Origin of the sequence: Sorangium sp. KYC3313, assembly GCF_052075895.1 — a bacterium.
Taxonomy (GTDB): domain Bacteria; phylum Myxococcota_A; class Polyangia; order Polyangiales; family Polyangiaceae; genus Sorangium; species Sorangium cellulosum_B.
Genome location: NZ_CP197255.1, coordinates 10,744,853 through 10,761,392 on the forward strand (window position 1 = coordinate 10,744,853; position 16,540 = coordinate 10,761,392).

At 71.3% G+C, this 16,540-nt stretch carries 12 protein-coding genes; 6 read left to right on the forward strand and 6 right to left on the reverse strand.

Annotated features, from left to right (window positions below):
- Positions 1-95 precede the first annotated feature (95 nt).
- On the forward strand, positions 96-1,229 hold the full coding sequence (locus ACSRUE_RS40820; RefSeq protein ID WP_441288271.1) for an alpha/beta hydrolase family protein: 1,134 nt from the start codon (positions 96-98) through the stop codon (positions 1,227-1,229).
- Between the two features lie 235 nt (positions 1,230-1,464).
- On the opposite strand, the gene ACSRUE_RS40825 is transcribed toward ACSRUE_RS40820, so the two are convergent.
- Positions 1,465-1,929 carry an SDR family oxidoreductase gene (locus ACSRUE_RS40825; RefSeq protein ID WP_441288272.1) on the reverse strand — a complete coding sequence of 155 codons (465 nt, stop codon included), beginning with the start codon at positions 1,927-1,929 and terminating at the stop codon, positions 1,465-1,467.
- A gap of 42 nt (positions 1,930-1,971) precedes the next feature.
- Between ACSRUE_RS40825 and ACSRUE_RS40830 the strand changes: the two genes are divergently transcribed.
- On the forward strand, positions 1,972-2,835 hold the full coding sequence (locus ACSRUE_RS40830; protein ID WP_441288273.1) for a LysR family transcriptional regulator: 864 nt from the start codon (positions 1,972-1,974) through the stop codon (positions 2,833-2,835).
- A 616-nt stretch (positions 2,836-3,451) separates the two neighbouring features.
- Here the strand turns inward: ACSRUE_RS40830 and ACSRUE_RS40835 are convergent.
- The 3 genes from ACSRUE_RS40835 to ACSRUE_RS40845 all read right to left on the reverse strand — a co-directional run bounded on the left by ACSRUE_RS40835 (position 3,452) and on the right by ACSRUE_RS40845 (position 4,955).
- Complete coding sequence (locus ACSRUE_RS40835) at positions 3,452-4,330, reverse strand: LLM class flavin-dependent oxidoreductase (protein WP_441288274.1); 879 nt, start codon at positions 4,328-4,330, stop codon at positions 3,452-3,454.
- Positions 4,276-4,443 carry a hypothetical protein gene (locus ACSRUE_RS40840; RefSeq protein WP_441288275.1) on the reverse strand — a complete coding sequence of 56 codons (168 nt, stop codon included), beginning with the start codon at positions 4,441-4,443 and terminating at the stop codon, positions 4,276-4,278. The genes ACSRUE_RS40835 and ACSRUE_RS40840 overlap by 55 nt, the downstream gene beginning before the upstream one ends.
- 77 nt (positions 4,444-4,520) lie before the next feature.
- The gene (locus ACSRUE_RS40845; RefSeq protein ID WP_441288276.1) at positions 4,521-4,955 is read right to left on the reverse strand and encodes a hypothetical protein; all 435 of its coding nucleotides are present in this window, start codon (positions 4,953-4,955) and stop codon (positions 4,521-4,523) included.
- 730 nt (positions 4,956-5,685) lie between these two features.
- Here ACSRUE_RS40845 and ACSRUE_RS40850 point away from each other — a divergent pair.
- Together ACSRUE_RS40850 and ACSRUE_RS40855 are read left to right on the forward strand one after the other, a co-directional pair.
- Positions 5,686-6,780 (forward strand): trypsin-like serine protease, encoded by a 1,095-nt coding sequence (locus ACSRUE_RS40850; RefSeq protein ID WP_441288277.1) that lies wholly within the window; start codon positions 5,686-5,688, stop codon positions 6,778-6,780.
- Between the two features lie 561 nt (positions 6,781-7,341).
- On the forward strand, positions 7,342-7,992 hold the full coding sequence (locus tag ACSRUE_RS40855; RefSeq protein ID WP_441288278.1) for a glutathione S-transferase family protein: 651 nt from the start codon (positions 7,342-7,344) through the stop codon (positions 7,990-7,992).
- A gap of 153 nt (positions 7,993-8,145) precedes the next feature.
- On the opposite strand, the gene ACSRUE_RS40860 is transcribed toward ACSRUE_RS40855, so the two are convergent.
- Together ACSRUE_RS40860 and ACSRUE_RS40865 are read right to left on the reverse strand one after the other, a co-directional pair.
- Positions 8,146-9,657, reverse strand: a complete 1,512-nt coding sequence (locus tag ACSRUE_RS40860) for a serine/threonine-protein kinase (RefSeq protein WP_441288279.1) — start codon at positions 9,655-9,657, stop codon at positions 8,146-8,148.
- Positions 9,654-12,113, reverse strand: a complete 2,460-nt coding sequence (locus tag ACSRUE_RS40865) for a FecR domain-containing protein (RefSeq protein WP_441288280.1) — start codon at positions 12,111-12,113, stop codon at positions 9,654-9,656. Before ACSRUE_RS40865 ends, ACSRUE_RS40860 begins: the two co-directional genes overlap by 4 nt.
- Before the next feature lie 68 nt (positions 12,114-12,181).
- On the opposite strand from ACSRUE_RS40865, the gene ACSRUE_RS40870 reads away from it, so the two are divergent.
- Complete coding sequence (locus ACSRUE_RS40870) at positions 12,182-14,023, forward strand: OmpA family protein (protein ID WP_441288281.1); 1,842 nt, start codon at positions 12,182-12,184, stop codon at positions 14,021-14,023.
- A 24-nt stretch (positions 14,024-14,047) separates the two neighbouring features.
- Entirely contained in the window at positions 14,048-15,853 is a 1,806-nt protein-coding gene (locus ACSRUE_RS40875; protein ID WP_441288282.1) for an adenylate/guanylate cyclase domain-containing protein, read from the forward strand.
- Positions 15,854-16,540: the final 687 nt, after the last annotated feature.

The window sequence follows — 16,540 nt, forward strand, 5'->3', positions numbered from 1 at the left end:
GCCACCAGCGACTCGAATCGCGGAGAGACGCGAGTGGAGTCCATTTCTTCGATCGCTCGAGGGAATACGGTGTTGTTATGAAGAACAAATCTAGTTTGGCTTTCACCTTGGCCGCGCTGGGCATGATCGTCGGCGCTTGCGGCGGCTCCGACGGCGACGGCGACATCGGGGGGAGCGGCGGAGCCCCGGCGGGCGCAGGAGGGAGCGTGAGCGGCTCGGGCGGCGAGCAGGCGAGCACCACCGGGGGGCCTCTGCCTTCGGGCTCGAGCAGCTCGCAGAGCACGGCCGGAGGGTCCGACCCCTCCGGCTCGGGCGCGGGCACGGGCGGAGGAGCGTCTGCCGGCGGCGGGGAGATGGCGGGCGGGAGCGGGGGCTCGGGCGGCGACGGCGGCGACGGCGGCGGCTTCACCGGCACGTGCACCGGGTCACGACCGGCCGGTGGAAGCCGGTCGGGGAGCGGCCCTCACAAGGTGGTCGTCGAGACGAATTCAGACCCGGGCATCAACCAGGGCACCATCTTTCGCCCGGAGGATCTCGGTGGGAACGCCAAGTATCCGATCTTCGTCTGGGGGGAGGGCGCATGTTCGCGAGACGGGCTCGCGACCGAAGCGGCCATGGCCGAGATCGCCTCGCATGGCTACTTCGTGGTGGCGGACGGGACGCCGGGAGGCAAGGAGCCCAACCGCGAGCTCGGGGGCGGCGGCGACGTGCTGCTCGCCTACGTCGACTGGGTGATCGCCGAGAACGAGAAGCCTTGCAGCGCCTACTACCGGAAGATCGAGACCACGAAGGTCGCCGCGAACGGCTTCTCCTGCGGCGGCTTGATGGCGGCGGGGACGGCCGCAGATCCCAGGATGACGACCTGGGGACACACGAGCAGCGGCTCTTTCTCGGTGAATCAGGCCTTCTACAAGTCGATTCACACCCCAGTGTTGATCGTCACCGGCACCGCGGACAGCCTGGGCGCGAACGAGAACGGCGCGAGAGACTTCGAGAACATCGCCGCCCGGGGTGACATCCCGGTCATGATGTTCGCCAAGGTCGGCGCGGACCATGGGGGCGACCTGTGGGCGCGCAACGGCGGCGAGTTCACTCAGGTCAACCTGGCGTGGCTCAACTGGTGGCTCAAGGGCGACGAATCGGCCACCGGCAAGGGCATGCTCGTGGGCGCGAGCTGCCGCTTCTGCACCGACAGGAGCTGGCAGATCTCTTCCGCCAATCTGCCCTAGCGCGGATCGCTCTCCAACCGAACGCAAGCGCGGGCGCTCCGCCCGCGTGTTCGCTGAGCCGCAGGGGATCAGCGCAGGCGCTCTCTGCTCCTGGAGCCGCCGGCGGCCGGGCGCATTCCCGGGTGAGGCGCGGAAGCGCGTCGCCACCAGGTAGTCGCACCAGCGCTCCACGCTGGCATGGATCGGCGGCATCACCAGACCGACCGCGCAGGCGTGGGCGTCGGCCGCGCTGGTGTCATACGCATTCTCGGCGAGGAACGACAGGCTCTCTCGCGTCACCCCGGTGAGCGCCTCCGGCAACAGGCGCACCAGGGTAGCCGCCGAGGTAGACGAAGCGCCGCAGGTGGGGCCGCCCGAGCGCCCACTCGGCCGCGTGCAGCGAGCCCTCGACATTGCAGCGCCGCGCCTCCTGCACGCCGAGCCCGAAGGCGAAGCGCGCCGCCAGGTGATAGACGTCGCGCACCTGCTCGAAGCGCTCCGACAGACCGAGCGACGTCGCCTCGACATCGCCCTCGACCACCAGGAGCCGCCGCGAACCGCCGCCGTGCGCGTCGACGAACGCGGCAAGCTCGGCGGCCCGCTGCCGCGCCCGGCGCACCGGCGCTGCCACGGCCTTCGTCCGGGTCAGCTCGGCCAGCAGCCAGCGCCCGATGAATCCCGTACCCCCCGTCACCATGACCTCGACATCGCACGCTCTCATAGGCCGCCCAGCATGCGTCGCTGAACCCATGAGGAAAATGGGATGTATCTCATGCCAGGCATGAGCGAGATCGATGTCCGGAGCATCAACCTGAACCTCCTCCCCGCCCTCGAGGCGCTGCTCGTCGAGGGCAGCGTCAGCGCCGCGGCGCGCCGCGCCCACATCAGCCAGTCGGCGATGAGCCACTCCCTCGCGCGCCTGCGCGAGCTCTTCGGCGATCCCCTCCTCGTCCCCCTCGGCTGCGGTCTCACCCCCACGCCACGCGCGCTCCAGCTCCGCGCGGCCCTGCCCGCCGCCTTCGAGCACCTCCGCCGCGCCCTCGCTTCCCCCGAGCCCTTCGATCCGCGCACCTCGGCGCGCACCTTCCGCGTCGCCACCGTCGACTACTTCGAGCTCACGACGCTGCCCGACGTGCTCGACCACCTGGGCGAACACGCCCCCTTCGTCCGCCTGGAGATCGAGCGCTTCTCCCCTGACGTCACCCCCGCGCTGGTCCTCGGCGACATCGATCTGGCCCTGTTCGGCGCCTCGCAGCCGGTGCCGGCCGCCGGCCTCCGCCGCGCCCCGCTCTACCAGGATCCCTCGCAACCGAGCCACATCGATAGCATTCCGCACAAAATTTCAAAAATCCGACAAATTTCTCGCCCCGCGTGCCCCGAATCGAGAAGGATCGTTCGCCAATCGATTCTCCAGGACCCGTTGCATCCACCCCATACTATCCAATGTGTCTGCTGCCAGGTAGTCTGCGTGAGAAGGACCGCGGGCCTCCGACATCAACAGCCTGGCGACAGCTCCAGCTTCAGTAGCAGGATCCGGCAACTCTATCGCGACGTCAACCGCAACGCTCAGTGTCGCCTGGATTCCGGACCGTGTCGCCGCGGTCACCGTTACAGCGCCACCACCTGACGTTGTAGCAAGCGCGCCGAGGTAAAACGAAAATTACCAACGGCGCGTACGCGAGGTATGCCATCGACGCCAACCACATCAGGATCACTGCTCGTTATTCTGGGAAAACCATCCGAGCGTGGAACATCGGCGAGCTCGATGCTGGCCGAAGAGTTCCATTCGGCGCTCGACATGTGAATAGTCACCGCCGTAACATCTGTTCCGTGTCGCCGAAAACGCATATATCACCTTCATATGGCGCGAGGCCCAGATCGATGCTTTACTCCTGCATCACTCTCCAGACCTGTGCAAGACCAGGGTCTCTCCCAGCGACTCGCAATCCCGCGGCAGCGAGTCGACCCACTTCTTCGTCACGAGACAACTGCTGCCTCTCAAAGCGGCTTCGTCGGGTGAGCGAATCTGGGATTCTGTGTGACGCAAAGAGAGATCCCATCGAGGCTCGCCCCTCCTCGACCGCCGGATTGCCCCCTGGCAGCATCTCCCTGCAGCGCTGCGATCGCGCCTCTCCGGGGAGACGTCGCCGGCTTCGCAGCCTCATGTCCCCGAACGAGCTCGACGTCGCCCCAGTATTCCCCGCCGCCATCCAACGCCCCCTGTCGCGAACGGATACGCGAGCCTATCGCAGGACAGCGGCAGGGGGAAGGCAGGAGCTCCGACGGTCTCGATGCTGGCGGATCATTGGAAACATGACCGTCCGTAGCGCAGGCGCCCGATCAACGCCAGCGTGATCCTCGGCGCAGCGCCGGTTGCCTGTCCCCCTTCGCGACGAAGGAGAAAGCGATGGCAACGAGGGTGGAGGGGGTCGAGCGATGGAAGCGCAGCGGGCTGATTGCCGAGGAGCTCGCGCGGCACGAGGGGTACAAGCTTTACCAGCTGTACTGGTGCCGCTGGAAGCCGCGGGCCTGCGGACCTTCGCAGCCCCTGTCGTGGTCCTCAACGGAGGCGCCGCGCTTCCTGCCGGTGCAGCGGTGGCCGGCGCCTCGCCGGTCGTGGCGGAGCCGCTCGAGATCGCGCTGTCCAAGGGGCGGGTGGCTCGCGTTCGGCCTGGCTTCGATCTCGCCACGCTCGAGCGCCGCGTCGGGAGGTGGACGAGTTCGCCCTCGAATGAGGCGACCTCGTCGCTCCACGGGCGCTGCATGGCGAGGATTTGCTCGCGCACCAGCGCCCGGCGGCGGCGGAGGTCGACGCCGTGGTGGGTCGCCTCGTCCTCGTTCCAGCCGACGCCGATGCCGAAGTCGAAGCGACCGCCCGCGACGAGATCGAGCGTGGCGACCTCCTTCGCCGTGACGATCGGGTCGCGCTGGGCGACGAGGCAGATGCCGATGCCGAGGCGGATGCGCGAGGTCACGGCGGCCGCCGCCGAGAGCGCGACGAAGGGCTCGAGCGTGCGCCTGGAGTCGTCGGGGAGCCCGCCGCCGGCGGGGTAAGGCGTGCGTCGGCTCACCGGGATGTGGGTGTGCTCGGGGGCTCGAGCATCGTGAAGTCGAGCATGCACGCGATGGTGCCGCCGAAGATAACGTCGGCCATCGAGAGCTCCTTGCCGAGGACGAAGTCACGGCAAGAGATGGCCGATTCCATCGTCGCGATCATGTCGTCGTCACGGGTCAAAGGCCCCGATCAGAGAAGAGAAATGAGGAATGGGGATGGGAATTCGAAAACTCCCCGCCTCCCCGTTCAATCCTTGCTTAAACCGCGGTATGGCTTTCACCCCACCTCGACGGTGAACGACCGTCCCACCATCGCCGATCCCGCCGTCCCGTCGCTCCTCGCGGCCCCACGCGCACGCTCAAGAGCCCCTGGCCTGCCCGCTCCGCGCGCACCCGGAGCGCGATCACGATCGCCGGTTGCGGAGGGAGCGCCGCGGAGGCGCCTTCTGACGCCGCGGGCATGAAGCCCGCTTCCAGAACAGCCTCCGGCAGCTCGGCGCGCGCCACCGCTTCCTTCCGCGTGAACGCGACGACCGCGCCCCCCTCGATCGCCACCGCCAGCGCGCGCACCATCCCATCGGCGAGCGCGGCTCCGCCGATCTCCACGTAGAGCCCGCGCGCCGGTCCGCCGCAATTCTCGACGCGCACCCGCAGCACCGCTTCGGCGCCGACGCGCGCTTTGCCCCGCCGCACGACGGCGGAGCATTTTCTTGATGTCAACCATGATCAGCTCTCGGTAGAGCATCGGCCTCCTTCCGGCGGCGACCCGCGCCGTCATCGGAAGGAGCCCGTCTCAGATCCCGACCGCGGCGTCCCGAGCTGGCCCCATAACCCTGCGAAAAACCTCGGAAGCTGGCCCCATGATTCTGCGAAAAACTGGGTCACGCCCCCGCGCGGGTGGCCCCATCCTCCTGCGATTGGGGTGGCCCCATGACCCTGCGAACTGGCAGCCCCGCCTTCGGCGCGCTTTGCGCCGGGTGCGCTGCGATGGGGCGCATCGATGATCTCGCCCGGAAGGCTGGTAAACGGGCGTACCTCGGCGTAGATTCGCCTGGTATTGGCGTTGCTTGGCGGTTGCTGCGCGACGTGCCGGCGTTCGGCTGGTCACGTTGGGCCGTGATGCGGGCGGCGCACAGTACGGCTGCATGCCGAGGAGAAGGCATGTGGTCATCCATCTGATGCCGTCTCGCCGAGGGACGGCGGTGAGGCGCTGGGAATGAAGAAGATCGCAAGGTTTCCTTTCGCAATGATCGCAGCGGCGTTCGTTGGCTGTGTCGCCGATGCTCCGGAGAGCGCGGTATCGGACGCCGTAGGCGGGGAGGAGCTTCGGACGGCGGAGTCGGCGCTGACGAGCGCCACCGCTGGGACTGTCACGGGCCTCGTCGGTCGCTGGAGGAGAAGCGGCTCGTCCATTTGCTCCGCCGTGTTCCTACCGGACGCCCTGGGCTCGGGGGGCGATTCAACCTGGGTCCTGACGAACCAGCACTGCGTCTCGAACACGGATCCGACCGTCTACTCGGTGGTATCAACCACCGGCCTCACCGCGAGCGTGGACAAGATCTACTGGCACCCGATCGCCGAATCGAACCTCGGCAGCGTCGGGAACCACGGGAAGGTCGATATCGTGCTCGCTCACCTCTCGAGCACCGTGGACCTGAACGGCCCTCCGATGAGCCTCTCATCCACCAGGGGAACCCGGGACGTGTTCCAGGAGAGCGCGAGGATGAACGGGGGCTGGACGTTCGCGGTCGCCGCGGGGGGGGCGGCCGTGCCGGATCCTACCTATTCCACGCGGATTACGGTGGATATCGATACGGAAGGCGGTGACTCTGGCAGCCCCATCTGGCGGGATGCTCAATCCGGCGGCACGTGGGTGCTCGAGGGGATTCACTCGATTAGCAACGGCAGCGCGAATCACCCCTCTGGCTTCAATGCATGGCTCATGGACGCGTTCGCGTGTGGGGCGTTCGACACCAGCGAGCCTGACCCCGCCTTCTGCACCCCCGGGTGCAAGTGCGGCGCCGGAGAGGGCGACTGCGATTCGGACAGCGATTGCCAAACCGGGCTTGTCTGCGGCAACAACAACGGAGCCCTCGTGGGCCTGCCTAACGACTACGACCTGTGCGTCGAGTCGACCAGCCGCCAGTCGAGCAGCACGAGCGGATACTGCAATTCGATCGGCGGCTGTCAGATTTACGAAGGGGACTGCGACACCCATGCCGATTGCCAGGGCGATCTCGTGTGTCGTCCGAACGTCGGGTACGCGATCGGCGAGAGCGACTCGACCGACGTGTGCGATCTGCCGCGGATGCCTGGGACGATGGTGTTCAACAACAACAAGGATGATACCTCCGGCCGGTGCACGGTGGACGAGCCTTGCGGGCTCGGGGACGGCGACTGCGATTCCAGCAATCACGCGACCTGCCGCGGCTTCCTGAAGTGCAAGGCGAACGTCGGCTCTCACTTCGGCTATGCGACCAACGCCGTCGACGTCTGCGTCCACCCGGACTTCTACTAGACAGCGCGGCGCTCGGCCGTACCGGACACAGCGAAAGTGAACAGAAAGGACGCCAAGAGACACGTAAAAATCGCTCCTCTTGGCGTCCTTGGCGCCTCGACTGTCCAATCCTCTACGACGCCGAGCGCGGCGCGGCCTTCACGTGGCCGAAGGCGCGGGGGGAGCGGCGCGCGGGGCGCGCGTCGACCGCCGGGGCAATCTGTGCGAATGCCGGGTGAGACAGGCTTCCGTTTGTGCCAACGTCCGGTGAGACAGGCGTTTGCGGGACTGCGCCGTGATCTGGGGGCGGACCGCCATCCTCATCCGTCGCTACCCCGTTGTGCTCGTCGGACATGAAGCAGAAGGGATGGGCTCTGTGCGAGGATTTCCCGCGCAAGGCCATTCCGATCTCTCAAGAATTTTCCACCAACGACCGGCGGTTGACACGACGTACAAAAAGTACGATCCACTGATCCGCCTATAAAAACCAACAGATCCAACGAGTTCACTCGGCCGCGTAATACTCCTCACATCGCGTTGAGAATGATTCCCGGCCGACCGAACCAGGAAAGGATTGCTGCGATGAGCGACCTGACCATCTGGACCTACGACTGGGTGCCTGAAGGCCCTCGTGGTTTTGTGCGTGATCTCAGGCTGAGATGGGCGTGTGAGGAAGCCGACCTCATCTACGCGGTCAAGACAATCCCATTCGATGACCGCGAGACCAATCATCGCGCACGCCAGCCATTCGGCCAGGTTCCGTTCCTGAACGACGGAGGGCTGGAGATATTCGAAAGTGGTGCGGGGCTGCTGCATCTGGCCCGGAAAAGCGACAAGCTGATGCCGCCTGATCCGGCTGGAGAAGCGGAGACATTGCAATGGACGATCGCCGCGCTCAACTCGATCGAGATGGTCACCGTACCGTGGTGGTTCCTGAAAATATGCGGCGATGAGGACAATCAACTCACCGGATGGATGGGCAAGCGCCTCGACCAGCTCGAAAAGGTACTGAGCGAGCGAGAGTGGCTCGCGGCCGGCCGATTCACCGTCGCAGACCTGCTGATGGCGGATGTACTACGGGTCCCGAAGGTCCGCGCTTTCGGCGATCGGCCGGCGACCGAGGCCTATGTAACCCGTGTGACGGATCGCCCCTCATTCAAGAAAGCCCAGGCCGACCAGATTCGTCTTTTCGAAGCCGCCGACGAGAAGAGAACAGAAAAAAGGGCAAACTGACGAGCTGTTTGGCCTCCGTCATTCGCGCACCGCGCTCGATCCGTTCGCGCTCGTTCGTGTGAACGAGCTGAGCTCCCGGGTCGCCGCGTCTCCGACCGGCGACAGAGCGCGGGGTCGACGAAGGTGCCAAGGAAAGCGGCGCGGCGAGGGTGACTAGCGCCCCCGGCGCACCACGCGCGCGATCTTGCGAGACAGCGCGTCCGGCGCGACCGGATAACGCGCCACGTCCGCGGCGCCCGCCGCCACGAGCGCGTTCATCCGGTCCGAGGAGAGCCCGGACGCGCACACGACGGCGCGCACGCCGGGTGCCGCGCGGCCGAGCGCCTCGAGCAGCGCGCACGCGGCCTCCACGTCGGCGCCGGCGTCGATCACCGCCACGCCGAGCCCCGCCTCGAGCAGCGCGGCGGCGTCCGGCACCTCGGCGAGGTGGATCCCCTGCGCGTCGAGCCCGATCTCGCACGCCTCGCTGAGCCCCTGCCCCGCCGGCGCGAGCCGGAGCAGCGCGACGGTGCGCTCCGGCACGGGCGCGAGCTGCGCGGTCTCGCCGTCCGGCCAGGCCTGCGCCCGCTCCGCCCGGTCGCCGGGCGGCGCGTCCGCCTTGCGCGCGGGCAGCCGCCGCGCCTCGGCCTCCCGCGACATCGCCTCGTCGAGCCGCGACCGCGCCGCCGCGGCGCTCTCCGGGCGCTTCTCGGGCAGCTTCGCCAAGAGATCCAGCCGGAGCCGCTCCAGGAGCGGCGGGACCGGCGGAGCCCCCGGCGGCCGGCGCAGCGGCGGCGGGATCGAGAACATGTGCATCGCCATGAGCTCCACCGCAGGGAGGCCGACGAACGGCGGCGTCCCTTGCAACAGCGCCGTGAGGATGCAGCCGCACGCGTACAGATCGGTGCTCGGGCCCACCGCGAGCGAGCGGCACTGCTCCGGGCTCATGTACTCCGGCGTGCCCGCGACCATGTCCTTCGAGGTGAGCGTCGGTCCGGCGTCGAGCGGGTCGTCGAGGTGCGCCAGGCCGAAGTCGACGACCTTGGCGACCCGCCCCCCGTCCTGCTCGGCGAGCAGCACGTTCTCCGGCTTGAGGTCGCGGTGGACGATGCCGCTCGCGTGCGCGGCGCCCACGCCGTCGAGGATGTCCGCGAACAGGGCCGCGACCTCGGCGAGCGGCAGCAGCTCGCGCGACGCCCGGAGCAGCGCGCCGAGCGACTGCCCCTTGAGCAGCTCCATCACGAGGTAGATCGAGCCGTCGCCGTCGTCCTCGTCGCCCCCGAGGTCGAGCACCTTGACCACGTTCCGGTGCACGAGCCGCGACGCGGCGCGCGCCTCGCGGAAGAACCTCCGCCGGCTCTCCGGGAGGATCGCGACGTGCGGGTGCATCGTCTTCACCGCGACCGGAACGCCGAGGAGCACGTGCTCCGCCTCGTAGACCTCCCCCATCCCGCCCGCGCCGAGCAGCCGCACGAGGTTGTACTTCCCGCCGAGGACCCGCCCGGCGCGCGCCCGCTGCGCCGCGCCCGCGCCGGGCTCTTCCGAGGGGAGCGTCTCCGCGGCCGCGAAGCGGTCGGCGCGCGGTCGAGGCGCGGGCGCCCGCCCGTCCGGCGCCCGCTGGCCCTTCAGCACGGTGCGGTCGGGGTCCCCGTCCGGCGGCGGGCGCTCGCCGTCGCCCGCGCTCACGGCGACGCCGCGCGGAAGCCCACCGCGATCTGCGCCGTCACCGGGCCCTCGCCCTCGTCGCGCCACGGGCTCACCCGCACCGACAGCGCCCCGAAGAGCGCGCCGCCCGCCTCCACGCCCGCCGACAGCCCGCCGAGCACGTCGTCCGCCCTCACCTCCCGGTGGACGAGGTGCAGATCCAGCGCGCCGTGCAGCCGGAGCCACGGCGCCGGATCCGCCGTCGCCCCCGCCAGCAGGAAGCCCTGCACTGCCGGCGTGGCCGGCTCGCCGCCCGCCGCCGCACCCTCGCCGCCCGCCGCGCCCTCGCCCTCGCCCACCGCCGCGCCGTCGCCCGAGGCGCGGATGCGGGCCCCGACATCGGCCACCCACGTGAGCCGGCCCGAGGCGCCGCCGAGCGCGATCCCGGGCTCGATGCGGAGAGGCGGGCTCCCGTCGGCCATGGGCACGCCCAGGCGGAGCGTGGGGCCGAGCTCGATCTCCGAGCGCCCGAGGCGCAGAACGCGCGCGCGCGCGCCGAACCAGCCGGTGCTGCCCGCGCCCGCGCCATCCCCCTCACCGGCCGGGTTCGAGCGGAGCGCGACGTCGAGGCCCAGCGGGCCGATCGCGCCGCTCGCGCGCACCTGCCCCGCGGCGACCCAGCCGCCCCCGGAGCGCGCCGCGGCCGCGCCGACGGCGACGACCGAGGGCGGCGTCGGCGCGAGCCAGAGCCCATCGGCCACCCCGGACATCGGGAGGAGCGGGAGGTACGCGCCCAGCACGGGCGCGGCCGGGGGCGCAGGCGGCGGCGCGGCGCTCGGCGCCTCCGGCGCGGCGGGCAGCTCGACGTCGCTCGTCCCGATCACGCCGCCGCGGCCGTCGGCGACGTCGAGCCGGACGCGCAGCGGCGCGCCGGGGCGCAGCGCCTCCCGGGGCAGCGGGATCCGCGCCGTCAGGGCGCCGCCGCGATCGCCGCCGGCGAGCGCGACGGAGCGCACCCCCCCCGGCAGGTGGGCGAAGAGCCGCGGCGCCACCCGCCGCGCGACGTCGACCCCGGCGAGCCCTTCGAGCTCGACCCGGGCCTCGAGCGCCGGCCCGCCCGGCGCCGTCGCCGCCGCGCGCGCGACTGAGACCGAGACCACCGCGCCCACCTTCGTGTACCGGACCGGAAGCGACGTCGCCGCGCCCGGAACCGCGCTGCCGCGCTCGCGCAGGCGGAGCGCGCGCGGGGCGCGCTGGAGCAGATCGATGCGCTCGGGGACGGGGCCGAACGGGCCGTCGTCGAGCGAGAGCTCAAGCGCGGGAGACGGCGTGAGCTCGACGATCCCGTAGGGGTTCGCGGTGATCTCCTGCGCCGCCGGGGCGACGCCCCCGGCGGCCCGCGCGGCGACGAGGTGGAACCTGCGCACCGCGCCCACCCCGAGGTACTCCTCGCGATCGACGACCCGGACCCGGAGGAAATAGGCGCCTGCCGGCATCTTCTCCGCGCGGAACGACAGGACGTCCGGCTTCACCTCCTCGCGGGCGATGAGATCGTTGAACTCCGGGTCGCGCGCGATCTCGACGCGGTAGCCGGCCGCGGCGGGCGCCGGCTTCCACGACGCCGACAGGACGCCGAGCCCCTCCGGGGCGAGCGCGATCTGCGCGGCGTCCGCGGTCGTCCACTCGACCGGCGCCGGCAGCGGGCGCGGGCGCGCGGGCGGCGCTTTGCCCACGAACCGGGTGCCGTGGTCCTTCGGGACCACGACGGAGAGGCCGCCCGACGTGACGCCCGCCTTGCCGTCGAACACCGCGACCGTCGTCCGCTCCCCGCGCCGCTGCACCACCGTGTCCCGCGACGACGCGCTCACGCGGCCGCCCCCGCTCGCGGCGACCTCGACCGACTGGCCCCGCAGCGCGGCGAGCGCGGCCTTCACCTCGCCGTCCGCGAGCTCGACGGCCGCGGGCGGCGTCTTCGATACCCGCGCTCGGCTCGCCGTGCCGTAGATGACGACGAGCGTATTCGGCGCGAGGAGCACCCGAGTCCGATCCACAAACTCGATATCTGCCCTCCCCTCATCCAGCGTGTTGACGCTCGAGTTCGTGAGCAGGGGCATCCCCTGGGCCGCGGGCGACCAGGCGCCGCCGGACGTGCGCGCGCGCACGTCCGGGTGCATCGACCGGAGCTTCGCGTCGGGGATCGACGTCACCTCGGCCGGGAGGACCAGCGTGAGCCCCTCGGCGAGCGTCGTGCCCGGGCCGCACGCGACGCGGTTGTACCGCTGGATCAGCCCTGCATGCTTGGATGAGCCGTAGAGGACCGCCGCGATGTCGTCGCAGGTCTCTCCCGCCTGCACGCCCCATTGAATGACCGCCTCCGGATATCCGGGCGTCGGCTCTCCGGCGCTCGCCAAGCCGGCGTATCCGACGTGGATCGCAGCATGGGTGGCGCAGCCGAGGAGCACCGCGATAGCGACGGACTGGCCATTTGACGGTGCCACGGCAGCGGCACGCTACCGGATCGAGATCGGCGTTGCAAGGGACCAGGCAATAGGATACGAGCAGACCGATGGCGTATTGGTCGGCGCGCGTCATCGCGCCCCTCCTGGCCTCCCCGCTGCTCGTCGCCGCGGCCACGGCCTCCATGCCGGCCGCAGCGCAGGAGGCCACAGCGCTCGACAGGCTCGCTCCCGCGCCCGCGGGCGACGGGCTATCCACTGTCCCTTCTGCCGGCGTATCGGGGGAGCTCCGGCCCGCGGTCGGACTTCTGTTCTCCTATTCTCATCAACCCCTCAGCCTGCGCGGGACTTCGCCTGCCGGGTCGGTCACGTGGGTGGGCCGGCAGGCGCTCCTCCACGCGCTCGCGAGCGTCGAGCTCCTGCGCCGGATCAAGCTCGATCTCGACGCGCCGCTCGTGCTGGATCAGGGCGGCGCGTCCGGCGCGCTCGGGGGCATCCGGGTCACGGCGCCCGCCGGCGGCGCCACGCTCGGCGATCTCCAGGCGGGAGGGAGGGTGACGCTCCTGCCCCAGGAGGGGCTCCGGCCGGCGGCGGCGCTCGGGCTCTCCGTCTGGCTGCCGACGGGAGACGAGGCGGCGTTCGCCGGCGCCGGCGCCGTGCGCTACGCGCCGCGGGTGATCGTGGGGGCCGAGCACCCGGGCTTCCGCTGGTCGGCCTCGGCGGGGGGCCGGTTCCAGAAGGCCTCGGCGGACAGCCTGACGGGCAGCGAGGTCCTCTTCTCCGCGGGCGCGGGCGTCCGCAAAGGCCCGCTGCAGCTCGGGTCGGAGCTCTCCGTCTGGGCCGCCGCCGGCGAGGGGTCGGCGCTCGCGGTCCCGGGCCGCGCGGGGGGCGAGCTCCTGCTCACCGCGCGCTGGTCGCTCGGCCCCCTCACGCTCGACGCGGGCGCGGGCCCTGGCTTCGGGCGGCTGCCCGGCACACCCAAGGCGCGCTTCTTCGCGGCGCTCGGCGTCGCCGCGGACGTCGTTCCGCCGGCGCCCCCTGCCGCCGCCCCCTCGGCCATCGCCGGCGCGTCCACCGGGACGACGGGCGCCCGCGGCGCGGCGCTGGCCGCGCCTCCTGCCGCCGACTTCGACGGGGACTCGGTCCCCGACGCGGAGGACGCCTGCCCCCGGGTCATCGGCGAGGCGCGCCCGCCGGCCGCGGCGGCGGGCGCCCGATCGGCGTTCCGCCGTGGCTGCCCGCCGGACCGGGACGACGACGGGATCTACGATGTCGACGATCGCTGCCCGGACGTGCCGGGGGTCAGCAGCGCGGCCGCCGGCGCGGGACCGGGCGGCGCGGGGTCCGGGGTCACGTCCGAGCCCTCCGCAAGCGCGGGGTCCCAACCCACGCCCGAGGGACCCGCGAACGCGGGGTCCCAACCTGCGTCGAGGCACGGGTGCCCCGCGGACACGGACGGCGACGGCATCCCCAACGCCGCGGACGCCTGCCCCTACGAGCGCGGCAGGCCGAGCGAGGATCGCGCGACGCACGGCTGCCCGTTCGCCGTGCGCATCGAGGGCTCGCAGATCGTGATCCTGCAGCAGGTCCAGTTCCGGACCGGCCGGGCCGAGATCGAGCCGGAGAGCTTCGAGCTGCTCTCCGAGGTCGCGGCCGTCCTCGAGGAGCACCCCGAGATCGCCCGGGTCGCGGTCGACGGCCACACGGACAACCAGGGCGCCGCCCAGGCGAACCTGAGCCTCTCGCAGCGCCGCGCGCTCGCCGTCGTCGCGTGGCTGACCGCGCACGGCATCGACGCCCGCCGCCTCGAAGCGCGCGGCTTCGGCGCGCGCCGCCCCCTCGCCGACAACCGCACCCCGGACGGCCGGGCCAAGAACCGCAGGGTGGAGTTCCAGATCCGCAAGCGCACCGACGAGGGCGCGGCCGGCTGGAAGGACGGCCCTCTTGAGTGACGCGTCGCCCGCGGAGGCCTCCACGTGAGGGCGTTCTCGCTCAAGACGAAGGCGATCGCGCTCTTCACGGCGATCGCGCTCGTCCCCGTGGCCGTCGCCGTGACGCTCCTCATCGACGTGAACCAGCGCGCCGTGCGGACCTCCGAGGAGAGGATGCAGACGGCGATCCTCTCCGAGGTGGCCTCGACCTCGATGCAGCTCGTCCGGGACGTCGAGAGCGATGCCGTCGCGGCGGCGGCCATCTTCGGCCACGCCGCGGGCGGCGCCATCCGGGACGAGGACGCGGTCGCGTCGGTGCGCGCCCTCGTCGCGACGCGCGGGCTCGTCGGCGCGGTGCGGCTCGAGGTGCCCGGCGCGGGGATCAGCACCGTGATCCGCAAGGCGTCGTCCGACGCGGACGTCCCCGCCGCGCCGGCCGCGCTGCGCCAGCTCGCTGACGAGCGAGGCGTCGGCTTCGGCGTGATCGGCCCGGCCCGCGGCCTCCTCGTCGCCCGCGTGCGGCCCGCCGGCGACGCTGGCGCCGCGCCGGGCGCCGGCGCCGGCGCCGCGGCGCCGCCTCCCCCGGGCGGCCCGGCCGGCTACGTCGTCGCCGAGGTGCCGCTCGACATGCTCGGGCTCGACCTCGAGGTGATCGCCGGGCGCCGCCTCGGGAGCCGCTCGGTGCGCCTGCTCATCGCGGGCCACGATCGCCAGGCGATCGCGGCGTTCGGGGTGCCGGGCGTCGCGCCGGGCAGCGACGTCTCGTCCTTGCCGATCTGGCGCAACCTCCCCCCGGGCGCGGGGTTGAACGACAGGATCGGCGTGCTCGCCCCGCACGACGAGGCCGGCCAGCGGATGATCGGCGCCATCGAGACGGTGCCCGATCTCGGCTGGGCGGTCGCGATCTGGCGCCCCGAGCCGGAGGCCTTCGCCGCGCTCGACGAGATGCGGCGCCGCGGCGTCGCCGTCGCCGCGGGCGCGCTCGTCCTCGCGCTCGCCCTCGCGCTCGTCACCGCCCGCCACGTGACGCGCCCGATCCTGCACCTCGTCGCGCAGGCGCGGCTCATCGGCGCCCGGCGCTGGCGCGAGATCGCGCTCGGCGACGCGCTGAGGGGGCGGCGCGACGAGATCGGCGAGCTCACGACCTCCCTCGGCCGCATGGCCCAGGACCTCGAGCAGGGCGAGGCGGACATCGCCCGGGAGGCCAAGCTCCGCGGCGATCTCGGCCGGTTCATGGACAAGGCCGTCGTCGACGCGATCGTGCGGGGCGAGCACCCGCTCGCCCTCGGCGGCAAGCGGGCGGCCGTGTCGGTGCTCTTCGCCGACGTCGTCGGCTTCACGCCGCTCGCCGAGTCGCGCGACGCCGAGCGGATGGTCGCCCTCCTCAACGAGCTCTTCTCGATGCTCACCGAGATCGTGTTCCGGCACGGGGGCACGGTCGACAAGTTCATCGGCGATTGCGTCATGGCCGTCTGGGGCGCCCCGATCGCGCAGGAGGATCACGCGCGGCGCGCGCTCGCGGCCGCGGAGGACATGATGCGCTTCCTCGAGACGGCGAACGAGGAGTGGCGCGAGCGGTACGACGTCGAGGTCCGCCTCGGCGTGGGCGTGAACTCCGGCGAGGCGATCGTCGGCAACATCGGCTCCGACAAGCGGATGGAGTACACGGTGATCGGCGACGTGGTGAACGTCGCCTCGCGGCTCGAGGCGATCGCGGCGCCGAACCAGGTGCTGGTCTCCGCGGCGACGAGGGACCTCACCGGCGACGCCTTCCCCCTGCGCGCGCTGGGCGAGCGCAACCTCACGGGGCGAAAGACGACGACGGCCGTGTACGCGCTCGATCCGGACTGAAGCGGGCACAGCGCGCCCGCGTCCGCCAGCGGATGGTGGGAATCCCCCCGCCCTGCCGGAAGGATGCCACCGCCAAGACCCCATGAAACGCCGAGATTTCTGTGTTTGTAGCGTCTCATGACGCCTTGGCGGCTCAAAAAGCCCCGTCTTCAGCCAAAGTACCCACCCATCGGTGTCAACCAAGCTCGTAATGACAGCACTACCCGCGCTTGGATAACGCCGATGCCCCCTTCGTCGAGCGCACCAGCGGAGGGGATGTCGCTCATCCGGACACTCGAACGACGTGCACACTCCATCCAGGTCGAAGCAAAAGGACATCGTTCCGCCATTTGTGAACGTTCACAATACGAGCATCAGCTCCGATCGACCAGCCCGAGGGAGGCCACGCCCCGGGAGATCTCCGGGCCGGCGGCGACGTCCCTCGCAGAGGGAGCGCCCCCGCTCCATGGCGAGAACGCCGGCGTAACGTGGCTCGCGACCCGGGGCATGGGCATGGGCGAGGACGACGGGGATCCGGGCGAGGACAGCGACGCCGCGCAGCAAGGCGCACCTCGCGCGATCGCGGCGGCCGGCGCCCGCCCTCTTGACGCAGCGATCCGGAGGAGCTCGCCAGCCCTGCTTTCCCTCGGCCTCGCGGAGTTGCGCGGACCGGTCGATTGGCGTTGACCTCGGCAATGTGATCGTTCA